The organism is Variovorax sp. KBS0712 (assembly GCF_006323185.2).
GTDB classification, from domain to species: Bacteria; Pseudomonadota; Gammaproteobacteria; order Burkholderiales; family Burkholderiaceae_C; genus Variovorax; species Variovorax boronicumulans.
Genome location: NZ_VCCD02000002.1, coordinates 515294 through 535284, shown reverse-complemented (window position 1 = coordinate 535284; position 19991 = coordinate 515294). Strand labels below are relative to the sequence as shown.

The following is a 19991-nucleotide window of genomic DNA, read 5'->3' as shown; positions in this document are numbered from 1 at the left end:
CAATGCGCCAAGAAGGAGAAGTATCGGCATGGAACCAGTGGAAAGCGCAATCGATGCATGGCGCGCTGCATGGATCGAGGCTTGCAACGACTACGGCGCTCGCAAGCTCAATTCCGAGCGCAGCCTTCAGGCGGCCCTGTACTTTCACTTACGATCTCGACTGGAAGTCATTTCCAGCGAGTACCGCATCTTCATCGAAGCAGCGGTCGACGTACCCGCCGTCCCGGCCGACCCCGACAGGGATGCGCAGCCGGCGCGCGTAATCGCCATCGACACCTTGGTGTGCCTGGGCCGTGAAGTCCTACTTGCCGTCGAGATCAAGTACACCCCAAGAACCTTTCCCAGCGTTGAGGCCCTGAAGAAGGATCTCACTAGTCTCGATCAGATCCGAAATCGCGCACGCCGCGACCAGCGCGTCACGATCGAACTCAGGCGCCACCGGGACACAGAGGCTGGCGATCCCATGCCACTGAAGATATCTCCGGACGCCAAGATGCTGCTCGGGATCTTTTGCTCCAACGCCCGCCAGGTCGACCTCGTGGAGTTCTGGGACGAATGCCGCCCCCGCAACGCTGGACATTGGGACAAGTCGTTTCGCGAGCAGTTGCCGCCGAAGCTCGGCCTGTGCATTGCCTATGCTCCCGACCCTTGCGGCGCTGCGGCGCCGGCTCGTCCCGTCTTCCATGGGCGACCATTCGCAAACTCGCCGGAAGATCACATCGCATCACGCTTCTCAGGCGTCGTTGGCCCTGCGTTCGACCACGAGGATCTGCTGGTGGCCCTGGCCGCCGGCGATAAGACCCTCCAAGCTGCCTCTGGCGCGGGACCCGACGCCGCGACGGCAGCGCGCGCTGCGATGGTAGCGGCTGCTCAGCAGCGCCACCCTGGCGACCGCGTGGTTAGCGTACTGGCCTTGGTCCAGTGTTCGACGGCTGAGGGGGTCTTGGCGAACGTCAAGGCAGCCACGTCCGAACTCCGTGCTGGCTATGGCGACGCGCATCTCGTTGCCGGCGGCAACGTCCACGAACTACAGCCGACAGGCGTCACGGTGGCGCTTTGGGTTCGGGTCGCCATATGACTAGCGAGTTGCCGCGCCACTAAGCTGAGAGCAGTTGACGCGAGTTCGCCCGGTGCACGGGACAGCTTTATCAAAGCACCGAGCCCAACAGCACGCACAAGTTGCTGGTCGCCCAAAGCACCGCAACGAAGTCGAACCTTCGACCCAACTGGACAACGTCACGAAATGACATGCGTATGGTGGCGCTGTGCCGGCAGCGTTCACTGCTTGCAGTGGCCGCATGGTTTCGAGGGCTCAGGCGCAGGGAGTCGTCTAAGGACCCGGGTGTCAACCATCACCAAGGACGGCAACGCAATTAGTTCAGTGAGAAGCGATCGGCAAATGCTCACCAACTGGCCGTAGGCCGGCCTGTAAGTCTGCCTAAAGTAACGACGGAATCTTGCGCTTCGCCACTGGCCGGATGTAGCGCGCGAGCGTAGCGTCGGACATGTGGCCGGTTTGCTCCCTGATCTGGAACGGCTGGAGCCCGGCAATTGCAGCTTGTGTGCAGTAGCCGGCGCGCATCGAGTGGCCGGATACGTCGGCCCTGGGGCCACCAACCCTTTCGATCGCGTTCTTGACTATCAACGCCACCGACTGCGCGGTCAGAGGCTCATCGGCGACGCGGTCGTGACGGTCGACGCCGCGAAAGATGTAGCCGGTGCCGATGCCGGAGATCGTCAACCACTCCTGCAGCGCCAACACGGGGCAGCGATCACCGTTGGCATGCGGAACGAAGACGGTTCGTCCGGCCCCGCTCTGATCAGTCTTGGAACGAACAAGCAGAATCTCAAGGCCGTTGCTGTGCTCGGTCACGTGTTCGCGCTCGATCGCGACCAGCTCGCTGCGGCGGAACGCACCGGCGAATCCGATCAACAGCAGCGCCTTGTCGCGCGCGGCTTTCTTCGGCCTTTGGCGGTCCGACATCACCATCATCGCCACTAAGTCGTCTTTTAGGATCGGCCGGACGCGGCGTTGGCGCACGCCAAATGTGCGCTTGATGCCGGCCATGGTCTTCTTCACTACGGGGTGATGCACCGGCGAAACCAAGCCGCGCTCGACATGCGCATGGTGGATACCGATGAGCCGCCGTTCCAAGGTTGCAACGGCCAATTTCCCAGCGAACGCGGCCAAAAAATCCACGATCTGACGTGGGCTCGCCGGTATCGTGCCCCCGGCCGCACGGAACATTTTCTCGTCGAGCGCATAGGCGGCCGCTGTAGCACTTGATTGCGATGCCGCCATATAGCCATTGGCGAGTGCCGACGGCGTGTCATCGATCGGATTCGACAGCTTGGCGGCGCTGTCGACGTGAGTCGATTCGGATGCTGTGGCAGACAGGGTGGAATTCTGAGTTTCTTGCCCTTTTTTCAAGACGGACGCGGGCGAACCTTGTGGTTTTTCCATAAAAGCTCTTAGGAAATGGAGTGCGCATGGCGCGGGTATCGAGAATGTCGGCTTCTCGATACCCAGCGGCAGACGCAAAAAAGCCGGTAGCGAAACCGCAATGGCTGCGGAGCGCGTACCGGCGACGGAACGTCAGAGACGAGGGGGATTTGGAGAGAAAAAGCCCGGGAGGGTGCTGGACCTGGCCCGGCCGCACCGAGATGAAAATCCCCGCGGCCGCCCAGCGAACGCCTGCTGGCGTCAGCTAAATTTTGCCAGGTATTTTCGCCCTAGGCAAAGGCGTGATTTCCTTGCGCGCTCGTTGTAGGCGCTAGCGGAGAGGGGCAACCCACAGCGTTGTCGTTCTGACTGGGATTCCAGCGTCAAGTAGGTCCCCGGACGCTCAGGAAAATGCTCAATGAGGCCCAACTCGAAGGCTTCCATGATGTCGGAAATCGCAATCTTGACCAACACAAACAAGAACTGAGCGAGCTGCCGGTCAGCGCTTTGGGCGAAGGCTGAGCGTCAACGTCGAGGGAACTTTTCCATCGACATCGCGAGGAAGTCTGGCTGTTCTTTGAAGACCGCGCAGAGCGGCTGTGTCCCATGCATCGTTGCCACTGGATTTGGCGATTCGAGAGCTCGTGATGGTGCCGTCTGGTGAGAGAAGAGCTTCAAGCTCCACTGCTGGGTTGCCTTGAATGCTATCCGCCTCAGGGAAGGTGATATTGGGGCGCACTGCTGCTGCGATTCTTCCGGCGTAGCCGCTAAGGCCAAGTAGTTCCTGCTGGGCCTCAATCATTAGAGGACGCCCGGTACTCGTGGTCGTGGTGGCGGCTGCGGCATATACCTTCCCAGTGCTGTCTAGAAGGAGTGCGCAATGAATGGTGCCAATAGCCACCTCGATGGTCTCGTCAATGTCCATCGGACCTTCAAGTGTTGGCTCACCCCAGGGAAACTTACCTTTCGCGAAGTAGGGCGCCTTGGGTGAATAGACGATTGCAGCCTTGGCGGTGGCCTTCATCTGTCGAGCGGTCGCCGGCGTGATGTTGTCAAATGACATGGCCGCCTTGGGGTTGGCAAAGAGCCCCTCATTCCATCGAGCCTCACGCTCGAAAATGGCTTTGGTGGTGCGGCGAATCTTCGACACTCGCACCTTGGCGCCCAGTGCCGTGACACCGAGGTAGCTACCGAGCCGGACTTCTTCGGAGGGATAGACGACATCCTTGTTGCCGCTCATCCCGTACTTGATTTTCCCGTCGAACGGTGTGCCGTAACCGAAGACGCCGCTGTACTTTGTGGTCCCATTGGAGAAGGCATAACTTTGAACATCGAGTCGGTTGGCATCGGCGTCGTAGACCATGAATTTCGAATCAATCGGGACGTCAACAATGACTTGCCCTGCCAAGTCGCCTAGGGCGTTTGCCACACGTGCCTCATAGGCTTCGGTGGTCTCGTACTCACCCTTGACGTTGGGGATACTCGCGAGGCGCTTCCAAAGGACGTTGGCGCGCACGGGCTGCACAATTTGGCCGTCAAATGAGCTGCAGGCCTCTTGTGCGTATGCCTGGCTGAAGAGGGCGCAAGCGGTGGTCAGGACGCCAACTCGTAGACGATAGGACATGGCTTTTTCTTTGAGGGAGGCGACAACTGCTGTGGTGGCCGGAGTCTTCCTTGCTATCGTCATGAATCGGTCTCCTCCGGCGGCGTTGAGCTCAGTTGCCTTCTCTGGAGTTACAACGATATCAACAACGGTCTACTTCGGCGTGAAGACGAGCAACCGCTCGTCAATCGCCGGCCCTCGGTTGTAGGTGTACTTCACCACCCAGGCATCTGTGGTGAAAGTGGCAGGGGTTTTGCCTTCGAAGGCCTTGAGCATCTGAGGTGTGACAGCCGGAGAAAGGCGTTTTCCTAGCAGAGTGATGAAATCGATTGCTTCCTTTTTATCGGGGTGAATGCCGTAGCCCAGGTCCTTGAACCAATCATTCCACATGATTTTGAGATTCAAGACCTTGCCGGTTCTCTCGTCCTTGTTGATAAAGACTTTGGCGGTTTCGGCCTTGCCCGCGATACACATGTAGAGAGTACCGCCGAGCTCATCAGGAGGCGTGGTCTTGGTGTATTTGCAGCTCAGAACGTTATTCAAGTCCGAGGCGAACATCTGAAACTGTGGGGCGTCTGCCAAGGCCACACTGTTCAGTCCTGCGAGCGCCAGGCTAACTGTTAGTTTTCGCATAGCCTTCATTTCTACCGGCACCATTGTTGTTCACAGGGCACGCCGTCATTGTTGCCGTCCATCTTCACGCCTGGACAGTTCTTCAAGAAGTAGGTGGCTTCCTGGCAAGAGGTTATCTGTGAACAGTACTTGCGACCGTCGCAGGAGAACGAAGCCGAGGGCTGACTCGTGGAGGTCAGACTGAATGGAGCCGCGGCAGGCGCGCGCTGGGCGAGATTTTTCGCTTGGTAGTGCTCGTACCCCTTCCAGGCGCCGAAGAGCAACGCGGCTATCACCAACAACCTGAACATTCTTCCCTCCTGGCGCCCTTACGCCTGTTTACACTAGCTTACAGCCTTTTGTTTTCGTCGGGACGGGAGGGAGCGCGTGAGTTTTTTTCGTGTACGGGTCGCCAAGACCTATCTGACAGCTTTGCGGGAGGGCTCAACCCGTGCCTGAACCAACTCTCCTGGCCGTGGTGGAGGTTGAGCAAGAGCAACGTATTCGCTGCCAAGCTCCTGGGTGTAACCACGGTGTCTATCGCGCCATCCACGTGATTCAAGCTGACGAAGGCCTGAAGCTCTACGGTTCGCAGTGCTGCGGAAAACTGTTTGGCTGGACCTCGAAGCAACGTGCTGCGGCGTACACGACGACTGACAGACGGTTGACTGCTGAGGAGCGAGCACAGCTTGAGTCGAACACTGAAAGTCTTCTGCAAAAGCTGAAGGTCGAACACGAGCAGCGCCAAGAAGAAAGCCGCCAGAAGCTGCGCGCATTGAAGGCAGTTTTCGAGCAACGTGCCCAAGCCTCGGCCATTGGAAGTGGGAAGAATCTCTCAGCGAGACGGATGCTCGGCACGGTGCTTGACCCGGAGGTTGAGCGCCAGGCTAAAAAAATAGTGAGTGAGCGATATCAGGTTGACGCTGACCTTCCTGGTTGGCGAGGCCTTGTGCTCCAAGCGGCCAAGAAAATTGAAGACGAGAACGATTGAAAAATGAATAAAAACCAACCATTCCTTCGTGCGCGCGCTGGTCTTCTCGCAACGGCATTGATTGGCCTTGCGTCATTGGCCTCAGCCGCAACCATTCCTGACGGCTCGTATGAAGGCACGTTGAGCTGCGGGGCTGGACAAGCCACGGACATAGGCCCTGCGTTCACAGCAGCCACAAGAATCACTATCACCGACAACAAGCTCACCTGGTCTCGGCAGACGGCCAGTATGAAAGAGGTCGTCTCAGGTTCATTGGTGGAGGGTAAAACCATTCTTGAGGGATACGGCGGCTCGGTATCGGCCAACACGAAGCAAGCCTTCTGGGATTGGCGGTTGAAGGCGCAGCTCACGACCTCTGAGAAAGGTGTCAGCGGTGAGGCGCAAATTTATTCGAAGGACGGGAGCACGCTTCAACGAGCCTGCAGGTTTGCCGCTGTAGTGCCTGGTGGGGCTACGGCTGAGACATCGATCGCTCCAGCTCCAACCAAGGTTGCGCCTCCGCAGGTAGCAACAGAAGCGACGCCGGCAACAGCAATTCAGCCTCCCGCAAAGGTCTCTGGACAGGCCGCACCCGTGGCCCCGCAGGTTGAGTCGGCCACGAAGGAAATCAGTCAGCGTGAAGCTGCGCTGAAGCAAAAAGAAATCGACCTGGCGAGAAGAGAGAGGGAGGCGGCACTACGCGAAAGGGAGCTTGCTCTACGCGCAAAAGAAAAAGAGCTGGCTACACCAACAAGGGCCGTGGCAGAGCCTGCGGTCGCTGCCCCATTGCCTACGCCAAGGGCTGAAGTAGAAGTGGTGAGCACGCCGAGCCCTGTAGTAGCTGCGGCACCTGCCATGTTGCCCGTCGCAGCACCAGTGGAAAGCGAAGCCAAGGTAGAAGTGATACCACCACCGCCGCAACCGAGTCAGGTTGCGCAGAGCCGAGTCAATGAGCCACCAGCAAAACCGGTAAGCACGTCCGGCACGGCCACGCCGCAGAAATCCCCAGGTGGCACGTCTGACGTGTTGTTGACCTCGGCAGTCATAGCGATGTTGCTGGTCCTTGTGGCGCTAGGCTGGAACCTTTATCCAAGGTTCTTTCAGTCCCGCTCTGAAAACTACTACAGCTCCCCTTGGCAACGCTTGAAGAAGCGTAGCGGCTTCGTTGTGACGTTCTGCTTCTTCAGCCTCATGGCGATAGCAGCGGTGGTCAGTGTTCTTCGAAGCGCCTGACGACTATGCTGTTCTTTGATTTGCTCCGCGCTGTCGAGCCCTGCCTTGAGCCAAAAAAATGCAAGGTACACCTGGCAACCCACAATGGCTCAGAGGACCCCTTGACCGAGTATCTCGAAGGTCGCTTCGATTCCTGGCAGGCTTGGCAAGAAAAGAAGAACTTCGACCGGCAGTATGTTGTGTCGTTCATTAAGACGCCAAAGGAAGTGAACCGGTGGCTCTATGTGGGAGCCTACGCCCAAAGTGGAAGCAAGCCGCACTCCATCAAGGGGGTTGTCTATGACTTGACCCTATTGCCGGCATCTTTGGATTTCGCTGGACGGCTGACTTGCTCGTATGAACGCAAAGGCCGGCAGGCATATCCATTTGGTGAATCAGTGGCGCCAACCTGCGAGGTCTATCAGCTCAACGCCGAAAAGCTTCACCTGTCCGAGTTCCCTGGCTTCAAGAAGGTGAACGTCTCGTTTGGTGAGCTCGCTCGCATTGTTCGCCAGGCCATCCCCTCCTGGAGGGCTGCACTCGAGAATGTTGCGGGGGTGTACCTTATCTCGGACCAATTGGACGGCAAGCTCTATGTGGGCAGTGCCACAGGGGCGGGTGGCATATGGGCTCGGTGGTGCGAATACCTCAACGGCCACGGTGAAAACGTGCGCCTTCGCAAGCTCATAAAAGAAGGTGGCGCTGCTCGTGCTGAGAACTTCCATTTCTCTGTGCTGGAGATTGCTGACACACATACGAGCGGTGCTGATGTTCTTCTGCGCGAAGGGCATTGGAAAGAAGTGCTGCTCACTCGCCTTCACGGCCACAACGGAAACTGACCCATGGTGAGCTCACGATTCATTGCCGGTATGGCGCTCATTGTGCTGATTGCGCCTGCTTGGTCGGCCACTTGGTCAGGGACGTATGTTGGTGGTGGTCCTCGCGTCAGCTTCTATCTCCAACTCGTGGAGTTCCAGGGCGGCGCCATCGTTGGTCGCTTCAAGCAAGTATCGGTCGACAAAGACAACAAGCTGAACACCATAGACGCACCGTTGAACGGCGCTGCGAGTGGCGATCAGTTCGTGGGCAAGATTGAGACTGGTCGGGCCAATGGCGGGAACATTGTGGTGTCTGGCAAGCGTGTGCCAGGTGGTATGCAGATCTCTGGTGCCAATGGCTTGAGGGCGAGCCTACGCGCCGGCACTGAGGAAGACGAAGCCAGAGCCGTTGGCGTGCTTCGCCAGGGTGTTGAGCAAAACATTACGGCCGTTGAGCTTCAGAAGACGCGAGAGCAGCAGGAAGCCAAGCTGAAGAAACGAGTTGAGGCCCTCCAAGGTATCTTGGCTGGCGCCGCGGCCTATGTCGAGAAGGGGAGTCTCACATATCGCAACTACGCCGCATATCCACAGAGGTATGAAGCTACAACCGCCAAGCTCGAAGGCACGCTGGAAAAACTGAAGGCGACACCTGGCAGTAATGGTGAGGCCAGTGGTCGTAGAACACAGTTGAGCTCGTCAATGCTCCACGAGAAAATCGACGGCACAGAACACCCCCACATTGATGTGCGGCACGCGTATGAAAAATCCATGAAGGACTGGAAAGACTCCGAGGGTAAGCTGAGCGCCGCTGCGAAGGCGTGTGCTGAGAATCCACCTCTTGGCCTCAACACTTCGTCATTCATCAGCCTGTGTGAGTGGGTGCCACGGGCGAGTGAATCCGTTGCGAAGGCCGGGGAGCAATCCCGTGCCGAGTTCTTCAAGATTCGCGATATCTATAAGAGCGAGCTCGTCAAGCAAGAAGCACTTGTGGCCGAAGCCAATCGAGTCAGCCGCAGGTTCGACGCTCAGTGAGCTTGCTTTAGACGAGTTCTTGGTACTTCTCGGAGGCCAGACTCGCGCCCACCGAACAAGGGCGTGGTTAATTGATGGCTTACGTTGAATCCGCCCCGCCCCGCCCCGCGCGTAGGCGGCCGTTCGAAGCTGCAGACAACTTGGACAGCCTTCGGTTTGGCGGTACTCCATAGCCGGTATAAGAGGGGAAGGCCGGATCAGAGAAGTGGACGTTCGTTCCGCCCTCTGCTTTCCCCCGGACGTCGAGACGTTTCTGCCAAAGAAGTTAGGCACAAATGCCCATTGCTCGCGACTGACGACGATGGGATGCTCCAGACATCGCGTTTGCGAGTCCTGCGGTTCAAATTGGATAGAGCTCACGATATGGCACATCTCAGCCTCACAGAAGCATTCGCCCGATACGGAGCCACTCTCAAGAATCCGATGTGGTCGGTCTCTGCCTGGACGATGCAGGGAGAGCTAGTGGTGAGCCAATGGGCGCACCACTACCGGAAGGGGCCGGAGAATTCGGCCGAGTATTGGGGCCGCACCACGCGTTGGGAGGGGCCTGGGAAGAACGAATTCAAAGCCAATCTCGAAAGAGCGAAGGCGCAAGGAAGTCGGGTCCGCCTTGTGATCGTGAGCACAAAGGAGGTCGCGCGAGTTGAGGCTGGCGAGGATGCGAGCAAGTTGAAGAAGGAATTTGACGTTCGCCCTGAGTTGATCGGAGAAGTGGCGGAGCTAGATGGGGATGACTATGTCATCCGCTTCCGTCGGGCGTGACCCCTTTGGGGTTCGGCGATCAACTGCCACCCCAACCCCCTCGATATTAGGCCAGCACCGGAGGGCAAACGAGTACACGACCTAGGCGAGCGGGGCGCGACAGGCTACCGTCGGCCAAAAACGATCCTCCCGCGGCTAGGCTACCGTGGGTACCCTGTCAGAAGTGAATCTAGATGCCTGGTGCGTTCAGGGCGAAGCCGGCCAAACGCATTGGCGAGCGCTCGTCACGGCTCGACCTTTGGATGAACTTGCTACCTCGTTGATGGGGCAATGGACATTTCGATTGGATGAGCATCCGCGCGACCAACTGTCCGTTTCACTTGCAAGTATTCAACGCGCTTGATAGAAAGGGTATGGGCCTCTAGAAACCGGAGGGCATATGTCGGACGACACCAAGAAGTGCAGCATCTGCGGCAGAGTTTTCCCGCTAACACGGGAGTTCTACGGTCAGCGGGCCTCAACCGGCAGTTTCCGCGGTAGATGCCGGGTTTGTGACAGGGATGCAAAGACACGATATGCCGAGAACAACCCAGACCAAATCAAGGAAAAGTGGCAGCGCCAGAACGCCAGACGGAAGGCGGCCGGGCAGCCTTGGTCAGAGGACGATGTGGCGGTCATTCGCGGAAGACTTCGGGATCGATGCTTCTACTGTGGAGTAAGCCTGTTCGGCGGCGGCGAGGTCGATCACATGACCTCTCTTGCGGAAGGTGGTACCAATGAATTCCGCAACCTCACGCTGGCTTGCTTGCCTTGCAACAGAGCAAAAGGAAGCCTAGACGCAAGGGCGTATATCGAGTGGCGGAAGTCCCGTGGAGAGTATTGCCGGGACATTTTTTGGCCCACCCAGGAAGACTTGGGCGATATTCAGCAGGCCATCGAGACTCTGAGGCTGACCCTTGAGCACAAGACTGACAAGCGGCCAACAGGCGCAAAGATTCTGGCGTTCAAACGCCGATAGCAACGGCAGTCATCCCAAAGTCAAAGATGGGGCGTCGCGCATCAGAGGACAGCGGGGAGGCGCCCCGCGTGCAGTAACCATGGAACGGCTGTTGGCGGCGCTTTTCCAACCAAGCATCAAAGGCTCCTGCCAGCCGCTGCGTTCCGCTTTGGCCACCGCATCTCTCCGACGCGGCAACTGATCAGCGGATATCGGTCGACAACGAAGAGACCAGGATCATGAGCGTCTTGGCTGCCGACGAAGAACAGCCACGCCTTCTCGCGGAGACCTTTCTTTCCAACGACCTCCTTTCGCGCACGCTGAAGCTCGTGTCGCAGCGTCGCGCGCTGCAAGCCGGTCCAGCCCGACCAGTTGATGCGCACGCGGTAGTGCGCGGTCGGCCGCTTGGCTCCTTTCGGCCACGCACCGGCGTTGAGTGTCCACTCCTCATAGCCAGCGCCCTTGGTCGCGAAGTCCCAGCTCAAAGGAGCATAGAACAAGCCAGTTGGCACAGGTTGAGCACGAACACCAGCGAAGCCAAGTTGTCTGAATGCCGTGCCATACGTACGACCTGCCACTCCGGGGATTCGGATCGCCAATTGCTTTCGGTCATTTGGGAACTCCATGAAGATTCGGCAGATCGGTCGCAGCGTCGTGACAGTGTGGCCGTGATAGATGGGGGCTCCGTGCGGAAGGGCCGGCGGCGAACGTCTGAGCTTTGCAGCCATCGACTGCATGGCACGGTGCGGCGCGGTCGCAAGAACAGTCTCGACTACAGAGTCCATGACCAATCGCGAGGGGAAGGGAATCGGCAGCCCGCCGGAAGCACGCGTCATGCCGCGCTTACGAGCGGTCGATGTTTTTGCGCTCAAGAAGCCTGCGATACCGCAGCCATCCGCATGAGCACCGCCCTTGCCTATCTTGAAATACGGCCGCCGCTTGTTGATGTCCTTGCGGTACGACGCCGGGAACACATCGACCGCACAGCCAGGGCACACGAAGCCACCTCTCTCGATGACCTCCATGTCCCACAGTTGCTCCGCATCGATGATGTGGCTGGTCCAGCGGTCACGTGCGCTGTCCATGACTAGGCCCTCCACTTGCGGATGGTGACCGGACATTTCGAGCACGGTGGAGAGCTGGGAGGCGCGCGCGCACCGCAGTCACCGCCGATCCTTGCGCTGAGCCGTGACGTTACCCATGAGCTTGCGCTTCGGACTCAGCTTCGGCTTGGCCTTGACTTCAACGTTGACGTGGCGCGCCGTCTGGTCTCGGCGCCGGCTCAGCATCTTGCGAACTTGAGGAAGCATCGATTCGGGCACCCGCACGGCCACAGTCCTTTCGCGGTAAGGGCTACGGTTGTATGGGCTTCGAGGCTTGGTGGCGGAGACGGTGAGCTTCTTCGACGAGGTTGGGAGTTGGGGCATGGTCTGAATTTGAGAGTACTGGTAACTCTCTCAAATTAGCCAGCACAGCCGGCCATGCCGCCGTTGTCGAGGTCGCGGCATCGCGGTGCCGCAACCTCTTCCTCAGTGTCAACGGCGGTCCTCAACTTCGAAATACCGTAGTACCCCAGGGTGATCGAGAAAATGGCTCAGCCGGTCGAACTTCTGGCGGCTGCGTGCATGCTGGACCGGTGCACAGTACAAGCGCACTGTCTCGGAGGCGCGGGTCATTGCCACATGCAGTAGGCTTCGCTCTTCGATCAACGCATCTTTGCCCCGAGACAAGTAGTTCGGCATTTGGCCATCGGCCACGCCCACGATGAACACGTGCTTCCATTCGCCACCCTTGGCCTTGTGGATGCTCGACAGCGTGATCCGCGGTGAACTCGCAAGCTTCGCTAGAGCCTGGCGCATCTCATCAGCGGTCTGATGGTCGCGACACAGCGGAGCCCACCGGTTCACGTCGGCGCGGCGGTCCGCATCAGCACGCACACCACCCATGAGCCGGAGATAGATGGCGGCGCACCTGATGTACCGGCCTTCAAGCGGCGCCCCTCGGCCAGCTCTATGCAAGTGCTGGAGTGCTTCGGTCCACTGCTGGCCCGACGCCTTCACGGAAAGACCACGGCTGAGTCGCTGGCGCAATGCTCGGAGCGTCAGCGACTGACCAGCCTGGTGTAGCTCGACCAAATGAACAAGCCGGAGCACCTGCAGCGCGTGCTCGGTGCTCTGGACGGTACCGCGCATATCCGTATCGATGCCTCGGGCCAACAGCGCGGCGCCGACTTCGCGCAGCGTCGATTTGACGCGAGCCAGAATCACTATGTCGCTGGCTGCTACACCCTCGGTCAGCCGAGCTTGAACATCGTTGGTGACCGCCGCAAGCTGGCGAGCCAGATCAGCAGAATGGACCAGCACCGGCTTGCTGCCACCGGGTCGACCGGTCATGGTCGGGACGTCTATCAGATCACCATGACGCAGCATCGCGGTAGTCGCTGCTGCCACCGTCTGCGGCACGCGATATGAATGCGAGAGTGGCATGCTCACGACGCCCGGCAGCAGTTCGGAAAGCGCGTGGCCCGCTGCCGCTGCACCGGCATACCGGAAGATCGATTGCTGCTGGTCGCCCAACACCGTCAGCTCAACACCGGGCCGCCGAGCCAACTCGGCAATGAACTGCAGCTGAGCCAGACTGCTGTCCTGGTACTCATCGACCACGATGTACTTGATGTTGTGGAGTGCGGTCGTACCGGCGCGGGCTCCAAGCGCCGTGCGAGCATCGATCAACATGTCCGTGTAGTCGATCTTTCGATGTTCCAACTTGATCGCCTGATAGGCTAGCCGCAGCAGCTGAAGCGCCAACCGGTAGGGGCCGAACTGGGCGGCAAATCGCTCGAGCTTCACCAACTGCTTGATCGACTGGTCTGTGGCGGTGCCGAAGTCGATGAGCGCGTGAGCCGCCTTGAGATCAGAGGCCGAGAGTGCCTTGAGCCACGCCTGGAGCTGGAGACGGCGCTCCGCTGCGATGGTCCGATCTTTGCCTAGAGATTTTCGAGCGGTGGTGGCCGCGCGCGCCATGAACTCTATGATCTCAGCAGGTTTCATGAGGCTCGGCAGATTGCGGCTGCCAGAGATCGACCGGGTGACCTGACGCGCAAACGCATGGGCGGTTTTGACGGTCACGCTCTGCAGATGGACGGAGTCAATGCCGTTAACGGCGGGAGCATTCGCGTGAGCTTCCTCGCTCTCAAAGCGGGCAAGCCGCAGACGAACTTCGGAAACCGTTGCATTGGAGAAGCTCAGCACCAGGATCGCGGATGCTGGTACTTGGCGCGTGACCATCAGATGCGCCAGACGATGCACCAAGACCGTCGTCTTGCCGCTGCCGGCACAAGCCATGACCTCGACATACCGAGCATCGGCTTGGACGATGGCTTTTGCTTGAGGGTTCAGCTCCAACGACTGGCTGGTGCGGCGAGGCGCCTGCGTGGAGAGGGAAGACGACGTGGGAACGAGAGACGCAGCAGAATTGGCGGGGCCAGACGGAATGGGGGACGCTGGCGGAACACTCGAACCAACTGGTCTTCGGAGAGCGGTGAAAGAGCTTGGAGTTCGGGTGAGGTTCCGCTTTTTCGGAGAGATTCGGGACATGGTGAGAGAACGAGGAAATGTGCCAATTCTTGAAAAAGCACTGTGTTTTCATGGTTCCGGAAGCAGATGAAGAGACGGAACAGACTGAGATATCCAATCTGTTTGACGGTCTTTCCGATCTACTTTCGGTATCTATAGCAGTTGAGCCCTGCGTAGTAGCTATGGCCGATGGCGCTTGGCCGGCATTGCCGGGACTTCGGCGCACCACTCTTGCAGGGATAGCCGACGTAGCTTCTTGAGAAATGCCGACGCAGATATCTGATTCGCGATCCGCGCGTTCTGAAGCACGATGACATTGCAGCCCTCGGGCGCCAGGGCCGCCGTGCGCTTTCGATAGGCTCGACTGCTGCTGTTTCGCCGGCCCGGCAGTAGTAGGCCGAGAGCGGTGTTCTGCTTGGGTACGCGCAGCAGCTTCACTTCACGCGACCAGAATGCAGGGAAGTCGAATGAGAGCAGATCCTGGATACATGAGATGCCGAGGTCAGCCAGCACCGGCGCGCCGTTCGCACGCCATTCGATGTGCAAGCACGGTACTTCGTCGCGAGAACTCTTGCTCAAACGGACACCGGACTGCTTGGACGGCTTGTCCCCGTAGACGACGAACACGTTTGCGCTCTTGGTGATTCCGTCTTTCTCGTAGCGGCGGCCGTAGTAGAAGGGATCGCCATGGCTATAGACCACGACTTGGTGTTGACGCCCGACAATGGCACTGCGCAAGAACCAGTCGCGCAGGTGCAAGATGGCCACTTGCGCATCTGCGACCGAGTGGTGTGAGGCGGGGGGCACTACACCCTTGCGCGGAGCCAGTACCGGCACGAAATCGCGCGCGATCTCGACGTAGTTGATGCAGACGGCTATCTCGGTAGCGAGCGCTGCGAGCAGTACGCGGAAGAACTTCGGGCTTGGCTGGTAAACCGAGATGCAGGACTTCCAACGAGGATTGAACTTCATGTCGCCGCAGATGAAAGAGAGTTCGCGACAGTGCGCCTCCAGCTCCGCTTCGGAGATGGGGAGTTCGGCGCGATCAAACCAGAGCGTGACCCGGTCGAAGCCATAGACGACGCGGAACGCACGGGCGCCTATGATGATGAAAGGCATGGGGAATCCTTCGAAAGGCTCGCCGACCATCGACGAGCTTCGAATTAAAAATAGTCAGCGGTTACAGCTGACGAGCTGATCGACTTGCGTTGCGTGCGTTGCGCTGGTTGCGCACGCTTCGCAAAACAGCGCAACGCCTGCTCGTGGTGCCGTGCAGCACACGTCGATAGGCAGTCGGTCAGCCTTCTTCCTCGATGTCGCCGTCGTCGTCATCGGATTCGCTGTCGTCGCTGTTCTCGATCGGAGCGCGGCGTTTGCCGCCGCCCATCGCGAAGTATTCCTTGAGCTGGTCCGGCCAGCCTTCGGCCATCACAATGCGGCGCGGTTGCCATCCATCGAGACGGCGCGACACATTGGACTTGTTCAAAACAACAATTTCACTGATCGCGGCCATCTTGTAGTCGTTGACGTGCAGCGTGCGAATGGCGCGATCCAACAGGCTTTTTGCGACGAACGGCGCGAAGGTTCTCTCGTAGCGGAAATCCTCACCGAACTTGAGCGTGCACATGACCTTGCCAAGGCCAAAATGCTGCAGCCCCTGAAGAGCGGTGCAATCGAACGAGAACGCGACGCCGCCATCCACATCGGGTTCACACGCTTCGACTTTGATGAACTCATCGACCAGATCGGCGATGCGGGTTTCTTCGCGCAGTCGGTCACACGCGATGATCGCGACCACGCATGAGTGCGTTGCCTTGGCCATCACGCGCAGCCGACACAGCGCATCGGCAACCAGAAAGTCAACTTCGCCGTCCAATGTTTGCTCGAACACCCATGTCTCGGGTGCGGCGCGCTCCTTGCGGAGTTTGGCTTGCAGGAAAAACAGCCCCTCTTGCGAGAAGTAATCGACGTCCTTGCGCAGGCCCACCGGCACGAACCGGACCTCGGCCGCATCTTCGTCGAGCGCGTTGCCGGCATGCAAAGCTCGCGCCTGCTGAACCTCGCGTTCGGTGCCGGACACCAGCACGTTGACGATTGGGGAAAGCGGGAATTTCAAGCCAAAATTCTGGCCAGCCGTTGCCGCCTCTTTGACCACCGCGGTCACCACTTCGATCCTGAGATCGGTGGGAATGAACAGCACAGTCACACCTTCAGGAAGGCAGGCCAGGTGCGCCATTGGGTTGATAGGGGTTGTGCTCATCGTGCACCTCCCGTATCGCGAGCAGTGATGCAGCTGTCGATGAATGCTTGAACTTCGCTTTCCGGCCAAGCCTTAATGCGTGACCCCACTGGAACGCCCGGCTTGATCAAACCGTTTCGGATCAGTGCATAGAAGGTGCTGTTGGACAGACCTGTGAGTTCGAGAACCCTCTTCTTGCGAAGAAGGGCTTGGAGTTCTTGTGCCACCGTGGGCTCCTCATGAAAGTAGTTGCTGAACCTTTCGATGAGTCCCGTCGAACCCATCAGCATCGCGATGGGCCAAGTCTCGGGGCGAAAAAATGCTACATCAGATGAATTCCCGATGAACTCTTCATGAACTTTCTTGAGGACTCGGTTCAGGCGAATCACGCTCTGGCCGAAGCGGGAACTTCAGGGCGGCTTGATCTAGCAAGTTTTCAATCTTGTCTTGATTCATTCCATACCTGGAGATACTCAGTTTCTCAATGTACTTTTCGATCTTCTCAAGAGCTACTCTTCTGCCTACCGGCCCTTCGCTGCCCCATCCCCATTCGCCTTGCACCACTGCATAGAACAGCGCGAGCAACCGCTCCTCTGACTTCGTCTCGATTGCTCTGGCCTGAGACTTTTTTGGTCTTGCATCGACGGATGCAGGAGGTGGCGGAAGGAGGGGGGCCGCTGGGCCCGCTACTTCGATTGGGGAGGCTGAAATTCTTTGTGCCACATGATGGTCGTATAGGCGCCGAAAGCCTGCTGGCATGCCTTCCGTTCCATACTTCTCGCCAATCAGTATCACCGCATCACCAAGATCAACAAACATGAGTGAATGCTGATCGGCGTTGCTTTCGGCAGCTTTGTTGCCAGGATTTTTGGGGTCGAAGTAGATTTTTCCTTCCGAGCGCTCCGGATACAAGGTCGGAACCAGCGCCCTGATAACTCGATCGAACGCCTTCGCCCATGCTGGGTTTTGCTTCTTGACTCGCTCTACGTATCGTCCGGCGGGTCTCACGTTGCCAGCCAAGGCAACTATCTGAACAAGGCGACCCTCCTTCCTCTTCAGTTCTCGCTCCCAAAGCGGTTCCGGCGGCCCCCATTTTTTCTCGCCGGGCGACAGGCCTTGGCTTTTACTTCTTGATTGCGGGTTCATTTTTTGGTGGATAGATTTTTTGACTTCGTTCCCTCGACGCTGTTTCGCGTCAATATCACATGCAATGTCGCGAGCGCCGAGCGCTGCTCCTCCATGTAGTCGTGACCATCGTAATGCCGCGCTTGGACACCGGAGATGCCATGTGACTGCAGCCGGCCACGAATTTCCGTGCTCACGCCAGCCTTGGCCAATAGCGTCTCGACACCTGAGCGGATGCGTTTGGCTTGAAAGTCTCTGATGCCAGCGGCTGCCGCTGCATCTTTCGCCCACAGGCTGAGAGTGGTGGCTGCCAGATGTGTTTCTCCGCCGTCTGTCGAGATGGCATAGACACCGCTTGGCTTACATGCTGCGAGCGCTTTGGCGGCGGCAGGTATGAGTGGGACTGGGTTGTCGCGTACACCCTTGCCAGGGCGGCCCTTGCCGTCGAATAGCAGAATCTCGTCTGTCGCCGCATGCTCCGTATGCAATTTCACCAACTGCTCAATGCGTTGTCCACCGGTTAATACGTGCAGCCTGAGCACACCCCCCTTGAAATCCTGCATGGAGTCGATCTGCCGCCAGTACCGTCGCATGTCGTCTTCGAGCAGCGGCTGTTTCTTGGCGCGGTTTTGGCTTTCGTCTGGCTCCGTGTCCATTGCAGGGTTGTGCGTGATCTCGTAGTCCTTGAAGTGGACAGGGACCGACGCTTTTGACCGTGAGGCCCGCGCGGTCTGATACGCCGCACGAACGTAGCTGCGCAGCTTGTTGGCCGTGCGGCCCTTGCCGGCGTCTGCCACGCGCCGCATCATGTCCCCGATCTGCTCGCCGGTGACTTCCTTGGCCGGTAGCCTTGCCACATCGGGCCATGGACCTTTGACGTGGAGTTGGAAGATCGAACGCACGTCGCTGTGCGAGCGCCGCCCCAGCCGTTCTAGGTGGTCGGCGTAGTGATCAAGCAGGTTTTCCAGCGTGTGTTTGCCGACCTTAGCGGCGCGCCTGGCTGCCGCCTCGTCGGCTTTGCGCCTAGCTTCGAGCAGGGCAGGGCGGCCACCATCCAGTCTGTGGTCGTTGTGTTCGAGTGCCAGCACTTCGGCGGCGCGGATCGCCGCGGCCACGGAGAACCCCTTGGCGGTCGCCGTCAGGCTCTTCGGCGGTGCCGAAGGATCGTAAAGCCCGATTGGTACGCGCTCGCTCTTGGTTCCGATGCTGTAACGCCAGAAGAATGAAATGGCACTACTGCTGTTCTTGCGCGCCTGGAGTGCGCCGATCGGCTGCACTTTCTGGAGCGTCTTGAAGGTTCCGGGAGCCAGAGCATTGAGAAGGCGGCCCACGCTGGCGACGGGCGCAGACGCCGCGACCAAGGGGTCATTTCCCGTTGCCAGAATATTGCCAGAATTTCGATCTATGGTGGTGGATGGCATTGCACTGTCTCGCACGAAGAATTCATATAAATCAATGACTTACATTGATTCTATCGTGCGATGACATGCGGCTGAGTGCCTTGATTTCGGACTCATAATCCGTTGGTCGATGGTTCAAGCCCATCACGGCCTACCACTCACAGTTACTGCGCCAATAAAGAAGGGCCTGCTACAAAATATGTAGCAGGCCCTTTGCATTGAAAAGGGGGGTGTATTTCCCGTGTAATCGTGTCAGTGCTGTGAGGGCCTATTCGACTCAGTATTCATTGAGGTTCCTGGCCCCGATTGCCACTAGGTCAACTACGTTGGGGGCCTGCGGTAGGTATGCGGATGGCTTGAAGGACTTGATGAGGTCTCGCGACAGATCGTCTCTTGGCAGATGTTTGAGCAGCCCGTACTTCTCCACGAGGGGTTTGAAATTAAGTACGCCGTGGGAGCTGAGGCAGTTGTAAAACAGCAATAGGCTCTCAAAGGTTGAGATTTGCGCGCGAACAAAAGATGTGTATCGACGGGGGGCGGCCACATTACTCGAGTCGACAAACTTGATGATGTGGTACAGGTGGCGGAAGTAGTGACCAATCTCGTGCTCATGTTCCTTGTAAAACTCGTCATAGCTCTTGGAAAACCTCTCCATATCCGGAGTGTTGCTCGGCACTGACGCGGCCTTGGTTCGGAAACGCGAGTAAAAAACCTTGAAGCAGTCTCTGCCTTGAGTAACGCGGCCGCCTGGCGCAGCAAGATCAATGGCGCTTACGATTTCGCCATGCGTTCTGAGTAACTGAAAGAACGTGGCCTCGAACTGTTGTAGCTTGAGTGTGTCCGCCTGGGCTTCCATCTGAGTCTTTTGTCCGTCCAGCACTGTCCGGGTATCGGCTAATTCCTGGCGCTGCAGCGCCAACTCTTCACTCTGAAGGCGAATCGCCACGATCAAGCCTGCGAATGCGAAGCCACTGAACAGAGCATTGACTGAACCAAACATGTCGCCGAAGGTGCCTCGGTCCGTGTCACCTCGGAGCGCCCACCAGCACAAGCACCAGGCCACTAATACCGCGACGAACGGCATCGCGTACCACCATTGCGGTGTTGAATTTCCTCTACGTCCGCTTGCCATGGTCTCCTCCATCATTTGTTGATGGCCTCAATCATGCCAAGTCATGCTCACTCGCGCCCTTCGTGCCCATGTTGCACACTGTGCAGGAATCGGACGTCGATGGGCAGGTGGTGCCGTCCGATTGCCGAGTA

20 protein-coding genes are annotated in these 19991 nt (G+C 58.4%); 7 read left to right on the top strand and 13 right to left on the bottom strand.

Annotated features, from left to right (window positions below):
- Window positions 1-28: 28 nt before the first annotated feature.
- A complete protein-coding gene (locus FFI97_RS19380; RefSeq protein ID WP_139702637.1) occupies window positions 29-1078 on the top strand; it encodes a hypothetical protein in 1050 nt (349 codons plus the stop codon).
- 360 nt (window positions 1079-1438) lie between these two features.
- On the opposite strand, the gene FFI97_RS19375 is transcribed toward FFI97_RS19380, so the two are convergent.
- From FFI97_RS19375 to FFI97_RS19360, 4 genes are all read right to left on the bottom strand, one after another.
- The gene (locus FFI97_RS19375; protein WP_260685057.1) at window positions 1439-2464 is read right to left on the bottom strand and encodes a site-specific integrase; all 1026 of its coding nucleotides are present in this window, start codon (window positions 2462-2464) and stop codon (window positions 1439-1441) included.
- A 478-nt stretch (window positions 2465-2942) separates the two neighbouring features.
- Window positions 2943-4130 carry an energy transducer TonB gene (locus tag FFI97_RS19370; RefSeq protein WP_260685056.1) on the bottom strand — a complete coding sequence of 396 codons (1188 nt, stop codon included), beginning with the start codon at window positions 4128-4130 and terminating at the stop codon, window positions 2943-2945.
- Between the two features lie 69 nt (window positions 4131-4199).
- The gene (locus tag FFI97_RS19365) at window positions 4200-4688 is read right to left on the bottom strand and encodes a hypothetical protein (protein ID WP_139702638.1); all 489 of its coding nucleotides are present in this window, start codon (window positions 4686-4688) and stop codon (window positions 4200-4202) included.
- A 2-nt stretch (window positions 4689-4690) separates the two neighbouring features.
- Window positions 4691-4969: an excalibur calcium-binding domain-containing protein gene (locus FFI97_RS19360; RefSeq protein ID WP_139702639.1), complete on the bottom strand. Its 279-nt coding sequence runs from the start codon at window positions 4967-4969 to the stop codon at window positions 4691-4693.
- 140 nt (window positions 4970-5109) lie between these two features.
- On the opposite strand from FFI97_RS19360, the gene FFI97_RS19355 reads away from it, so the two are divergent.
- The 6 genes from FFI97_RS19355 (at window position 5110) to FFI97_RS19330 (ending at window position 10410) form a co-directional block, all read left to right on the top strand.
- Window positions 5110-5649, top strand: a complete 540-nt coding sequence (locus FFI97_RS19355; RefSeq protein ID WP_139702640.1) for a hypothetical protein — start codon at window positions 5110-5112, stop codon at window positions 5647-5649.
- 3 nt (window positions 5650-5652) lie between these two features.
- A complete protein-coding gene (locus FFI97_RS19350; RefSeq protein ID WP_139702641.1) occupies window positions 5653-6861 on the top strand; it encodes a hypothetical protein in 1209 nt (402 codons plus the stop codon).
- Window positions 6862-6962: 101 nt separating this feature from the next.
- The gene (locus tag FFI97_RS19345; protein ID WP_185993664.1) at window positions 6963-7679 is read left to right on the top strand and encodes a GIY-YIG nuclease family protein; all 717 of its coding nucleotides are present in this window, start codon (window positions 6963-6965) and stop codon (window positions 7677-7679) included.
- A gap of 3 nt (window positions 7680-7682) precedes the next feature.
- On the top strand, window positions 7683-8690 hold the full coding sequence (locus FFI97_RS19340; protein WP_139702643.1) for a hypothetical protein: 1008 nt from the start codon (window positions 7683-7685) through the stop codon (window positions 8688-8690).
- Between the two features lie 363 nt (window positions 8691-9053).
- Window positions 9054-9452, top strand: coding sequence for a hypothetical protein (locus tag FFI97_RS19335; protein ID WP_139702644.1), 399 nt, complete (start codon window positions 9054-9056; stop codon window positions 9450-9452).
- Window positions 9453-9831: 379 nt separating this feature from the next.
- Window positions 9832-10410 carry an HNH endonuclease gene (locus FFI97_RS19330; protein ID WP_139702645.1) on the top strand — a complete coding sequence of 193 codons (579 nt, stop codon included), beginning with the start codon at window positions 9832-9834 and terminating at the stop codon, window positions 10408-10410.
- 116 nt (window positions 10411-10526) lie between these two features.
- Here FFI97_RS19330 and FFI97_RS19325 read toward each other — a convergent pair whose 3' ends face one another.
- The 9 genes from FFI97_RS19325 to FFI97_RS19285 form a co-directional block, all read right to left on the bottom strand.
- Window positions 10527-11474 carry a hypothetical protein gene (locus FFI97_RS19325; protein ID WP_139702646.1) on the bottom strand — a complete coding sequence of 316 codons (948 nt, stop codon included), beginning with the start codon at window positions 11472-11474 and terminating at the stop codon, window positions 10527-10529.
- Between the two features lie 78 nt (window positions 11475-11552).
- Window positions 11553-11816 carry a hypothetical protein gene (locus tag FFI97_RS19320; protein ID WP_139702647.1) on the bottom strand — a complete coding sequence of 88 codons (264 nt, stop codon included), beginning with the start codon at window positions 11814-11816 and terminating at the stop codon, window positions 11553-11555.
- Between the two features lie 108 nt (window positions 11817-11924).
- Window positions 11925-13793: a UvrD-helicase domain-containing protein gene (locus FFI97_RS19315; RefSeq protein ID WP_185993663.1), complete on the bottom strand. Its 1869-nt coding sequence runs from the start codon at window positions 13791-13793 to the stop codon at window positions 11925-11927.
- Between the two features lie 351 nt (window positions 13794-14144).
- Window positions 14145-15083: a hypothetical protein gene (locus FFI97_RS19310; RefSeq protein WP_139702649.1), complete on the bottom strand. Its 939-nt coding sequence runs from the start codon at window positions 15081-15083 to the stop codon at window positions 14145-14147.
- A 178-nt stretch (window positions 15084-15261) separates the two neighbouring features.
- Window positions 15262-16224, bottom strand: a complete 963-nt coding sequence (locus tag FFI97_RS19305; protein WP_139702650.1) for a hypothetical protein — start codon at window positions 16222-16224, stop codon at window positions 15262-15264.
- Complete coding sequence (locus FFI97_RS33630; RefSeq protein WP_180838850.1) at window positions 16221-16430, bottom strand: AlpA family transcriptional regulator; 210 nt, start codon at window positions 16428-16430, stop codon at window positions 16221-16223. Before FFI97_RS33630 ends, FFI97_RS19305 begins: the two co-directional genes overlap by 4 nt.
- Before the next feature lie 124 nt (window positions 16431-16554).
- Window positions 16555-17349: a hypothetical protein gene (locus FFI97_RS19295; RefSeq protein WP_139702652.1), complete on the bottom strand. Its 795-nt coding sequence runs from the start codon at window positions 17347-17349 to the stop codon at window positions 16555-16557.
- Window positions 17346-18749, bottom strand: coding sequence for an integrase (locus FFI97_RS19290; protein WP_260685055.1), 1404 nt, complete (start codon window positions 18747-18749; stop codon window positions 17346-17348). The genes FFI97_RS19295 and FFI97_RS19290 overlap by 4 nt, the downstream gene beginning before the upstream one ends.
- 256 nt (window positions 18750-19005) lie before the next feature.
- Window positions 19006-19860, bottom strand: coding sequence for a putative phage abortive infection protein (locus tag FFI97_RS19285; protein ID WP_185993662.1), 855 nt, complete (start codon window positions 19858-19860; stop codon window positions 19006-19008).
- Window positions 19861-19991: the final 131 nt, after the last annotated feature.

What these genes read in the sequence shown, in the direction of transcription:
- FFI97_RS19380 (WP_139702637.1), top strand. Translation starts at nt 29, where the DNA reads ATGGAACCAGTGGAAAGCGCAATCGATGCATGGCGCGCTGCATGGATC.
- FFI97_RS19375 (WP_260685057.1), bottom strand. Translation starts at nt 2,464, where the DNA reads ATGGAAAAACCACAAGGTTCGCCCGCGTCCGTCTTGAAAAAAGGGCAA.
- FFI97_RS19370 (WP_260685056.1), bottom strand. Translation starts at nt 4,130, where the DNA reads ATGACGATAGCAAGGAAGACTCCGGCCACCACAGCAGTTGTCGCCTCC.
- FFI97_RS19365 (WP_139702638.1), bottom strand. Translation starts at nt 4,688, where the DNA reads ATGAAGGCTATGCGAAAACTAACAGTTAGCCTGGCGCTCGCAGGACTG.
- FFI97_RS19360 (WP_139702639.1), bottom strand. Translation starts at nt 4,969, where the DNA reads ATGTTCAGGTTGTTGGTGATAGCCGCGTTGCTCTTCGGCGCCTGGAAG.
- FFI97_RS19350 (WP_139702641.1), top strand. Translation starts at nt 5,653, where the DNA reads ATGAATAAAAACCAACCATTCCTTCGTGCGCGCGCTGGTCTTCTCGCA.
- FFI97_RS19340 (WP_139702643.1), top strand. Translation starts at nt 7,683, where the DNA reads ATGGTGAGCTCACGATTCATTGCCGGTATGGCGCTCATTGTGCTGATT.
- FFI97_RS19335 (WP_139702644.1), top strand. Translation starts at nt 9,054, where the DNA reads ATGGCACATCTCAGCCTCACAGAAGCATTCGCCCGATACGGAGCCACT.
- FFI97_RS19330 (WP_139702645.1), top strand. Translation starts at nt 9,832, where the DNA reads ATGTCGGACGACACCAAGAAGTGCAGCATCTGCGGCAGAGTTTTCCCG.
- FFI97_RS19325 (WP_139702646.1), bottom strand. Translation starts at nt 11,474, where the DNA reads ATGGACAGCGCACGTGACCGCTGGACCAGCCACATCATCGATGCGGAG.
- FFI97_RS19320 (WP_139702647.1), bottom strand. Translation starts at nt 11,816, where the DNA reads ATGCCCCAACTCCCAACCTCGTCGAAGAAGCTCACCGTCTCCGCCACC.
- FFI97_RS19310 (WP_139702649.1), bottom strand. Translation starts at nt 15,083, where the DNA reads ATGCCTTTCATCATCATAGGCGCCCGTGCGTTCCGCGTCGTCTATGGC.
- FFI97_RS19305 (WP_139702650.1), bottom strand. Translation starts at nt 16,224, where the DNA reads ATGAGCACAACCCCTATCAACCCAATGGCGCACCTGGCCTGCCTTCCT.
- FFI97_RS19295 (WP_139702652.1), bottom strand. Translation starts at nt 17,349, where the DNA reads ATGAACCCGCAATCAAGAAGTAAAAGCCAAGGCCTGTCGCCCGGCGAG.
- FFI97_RS19290 (WP_260685055.1), bottom strand. Translation starts at nt 18,749, where the DNA reads ATGCCATCCACCACCATAGATCGAAATTCTGGCAATATTCTGGCAACG.
- FFI97_RS19285 (WP_185993662.1), bottom strand. Translation starts at nt 19,860, where the DNA reads ATGGCAAGCGGACGTAGAGGAAATTCAACACCGCAATGGTGGTACGCG.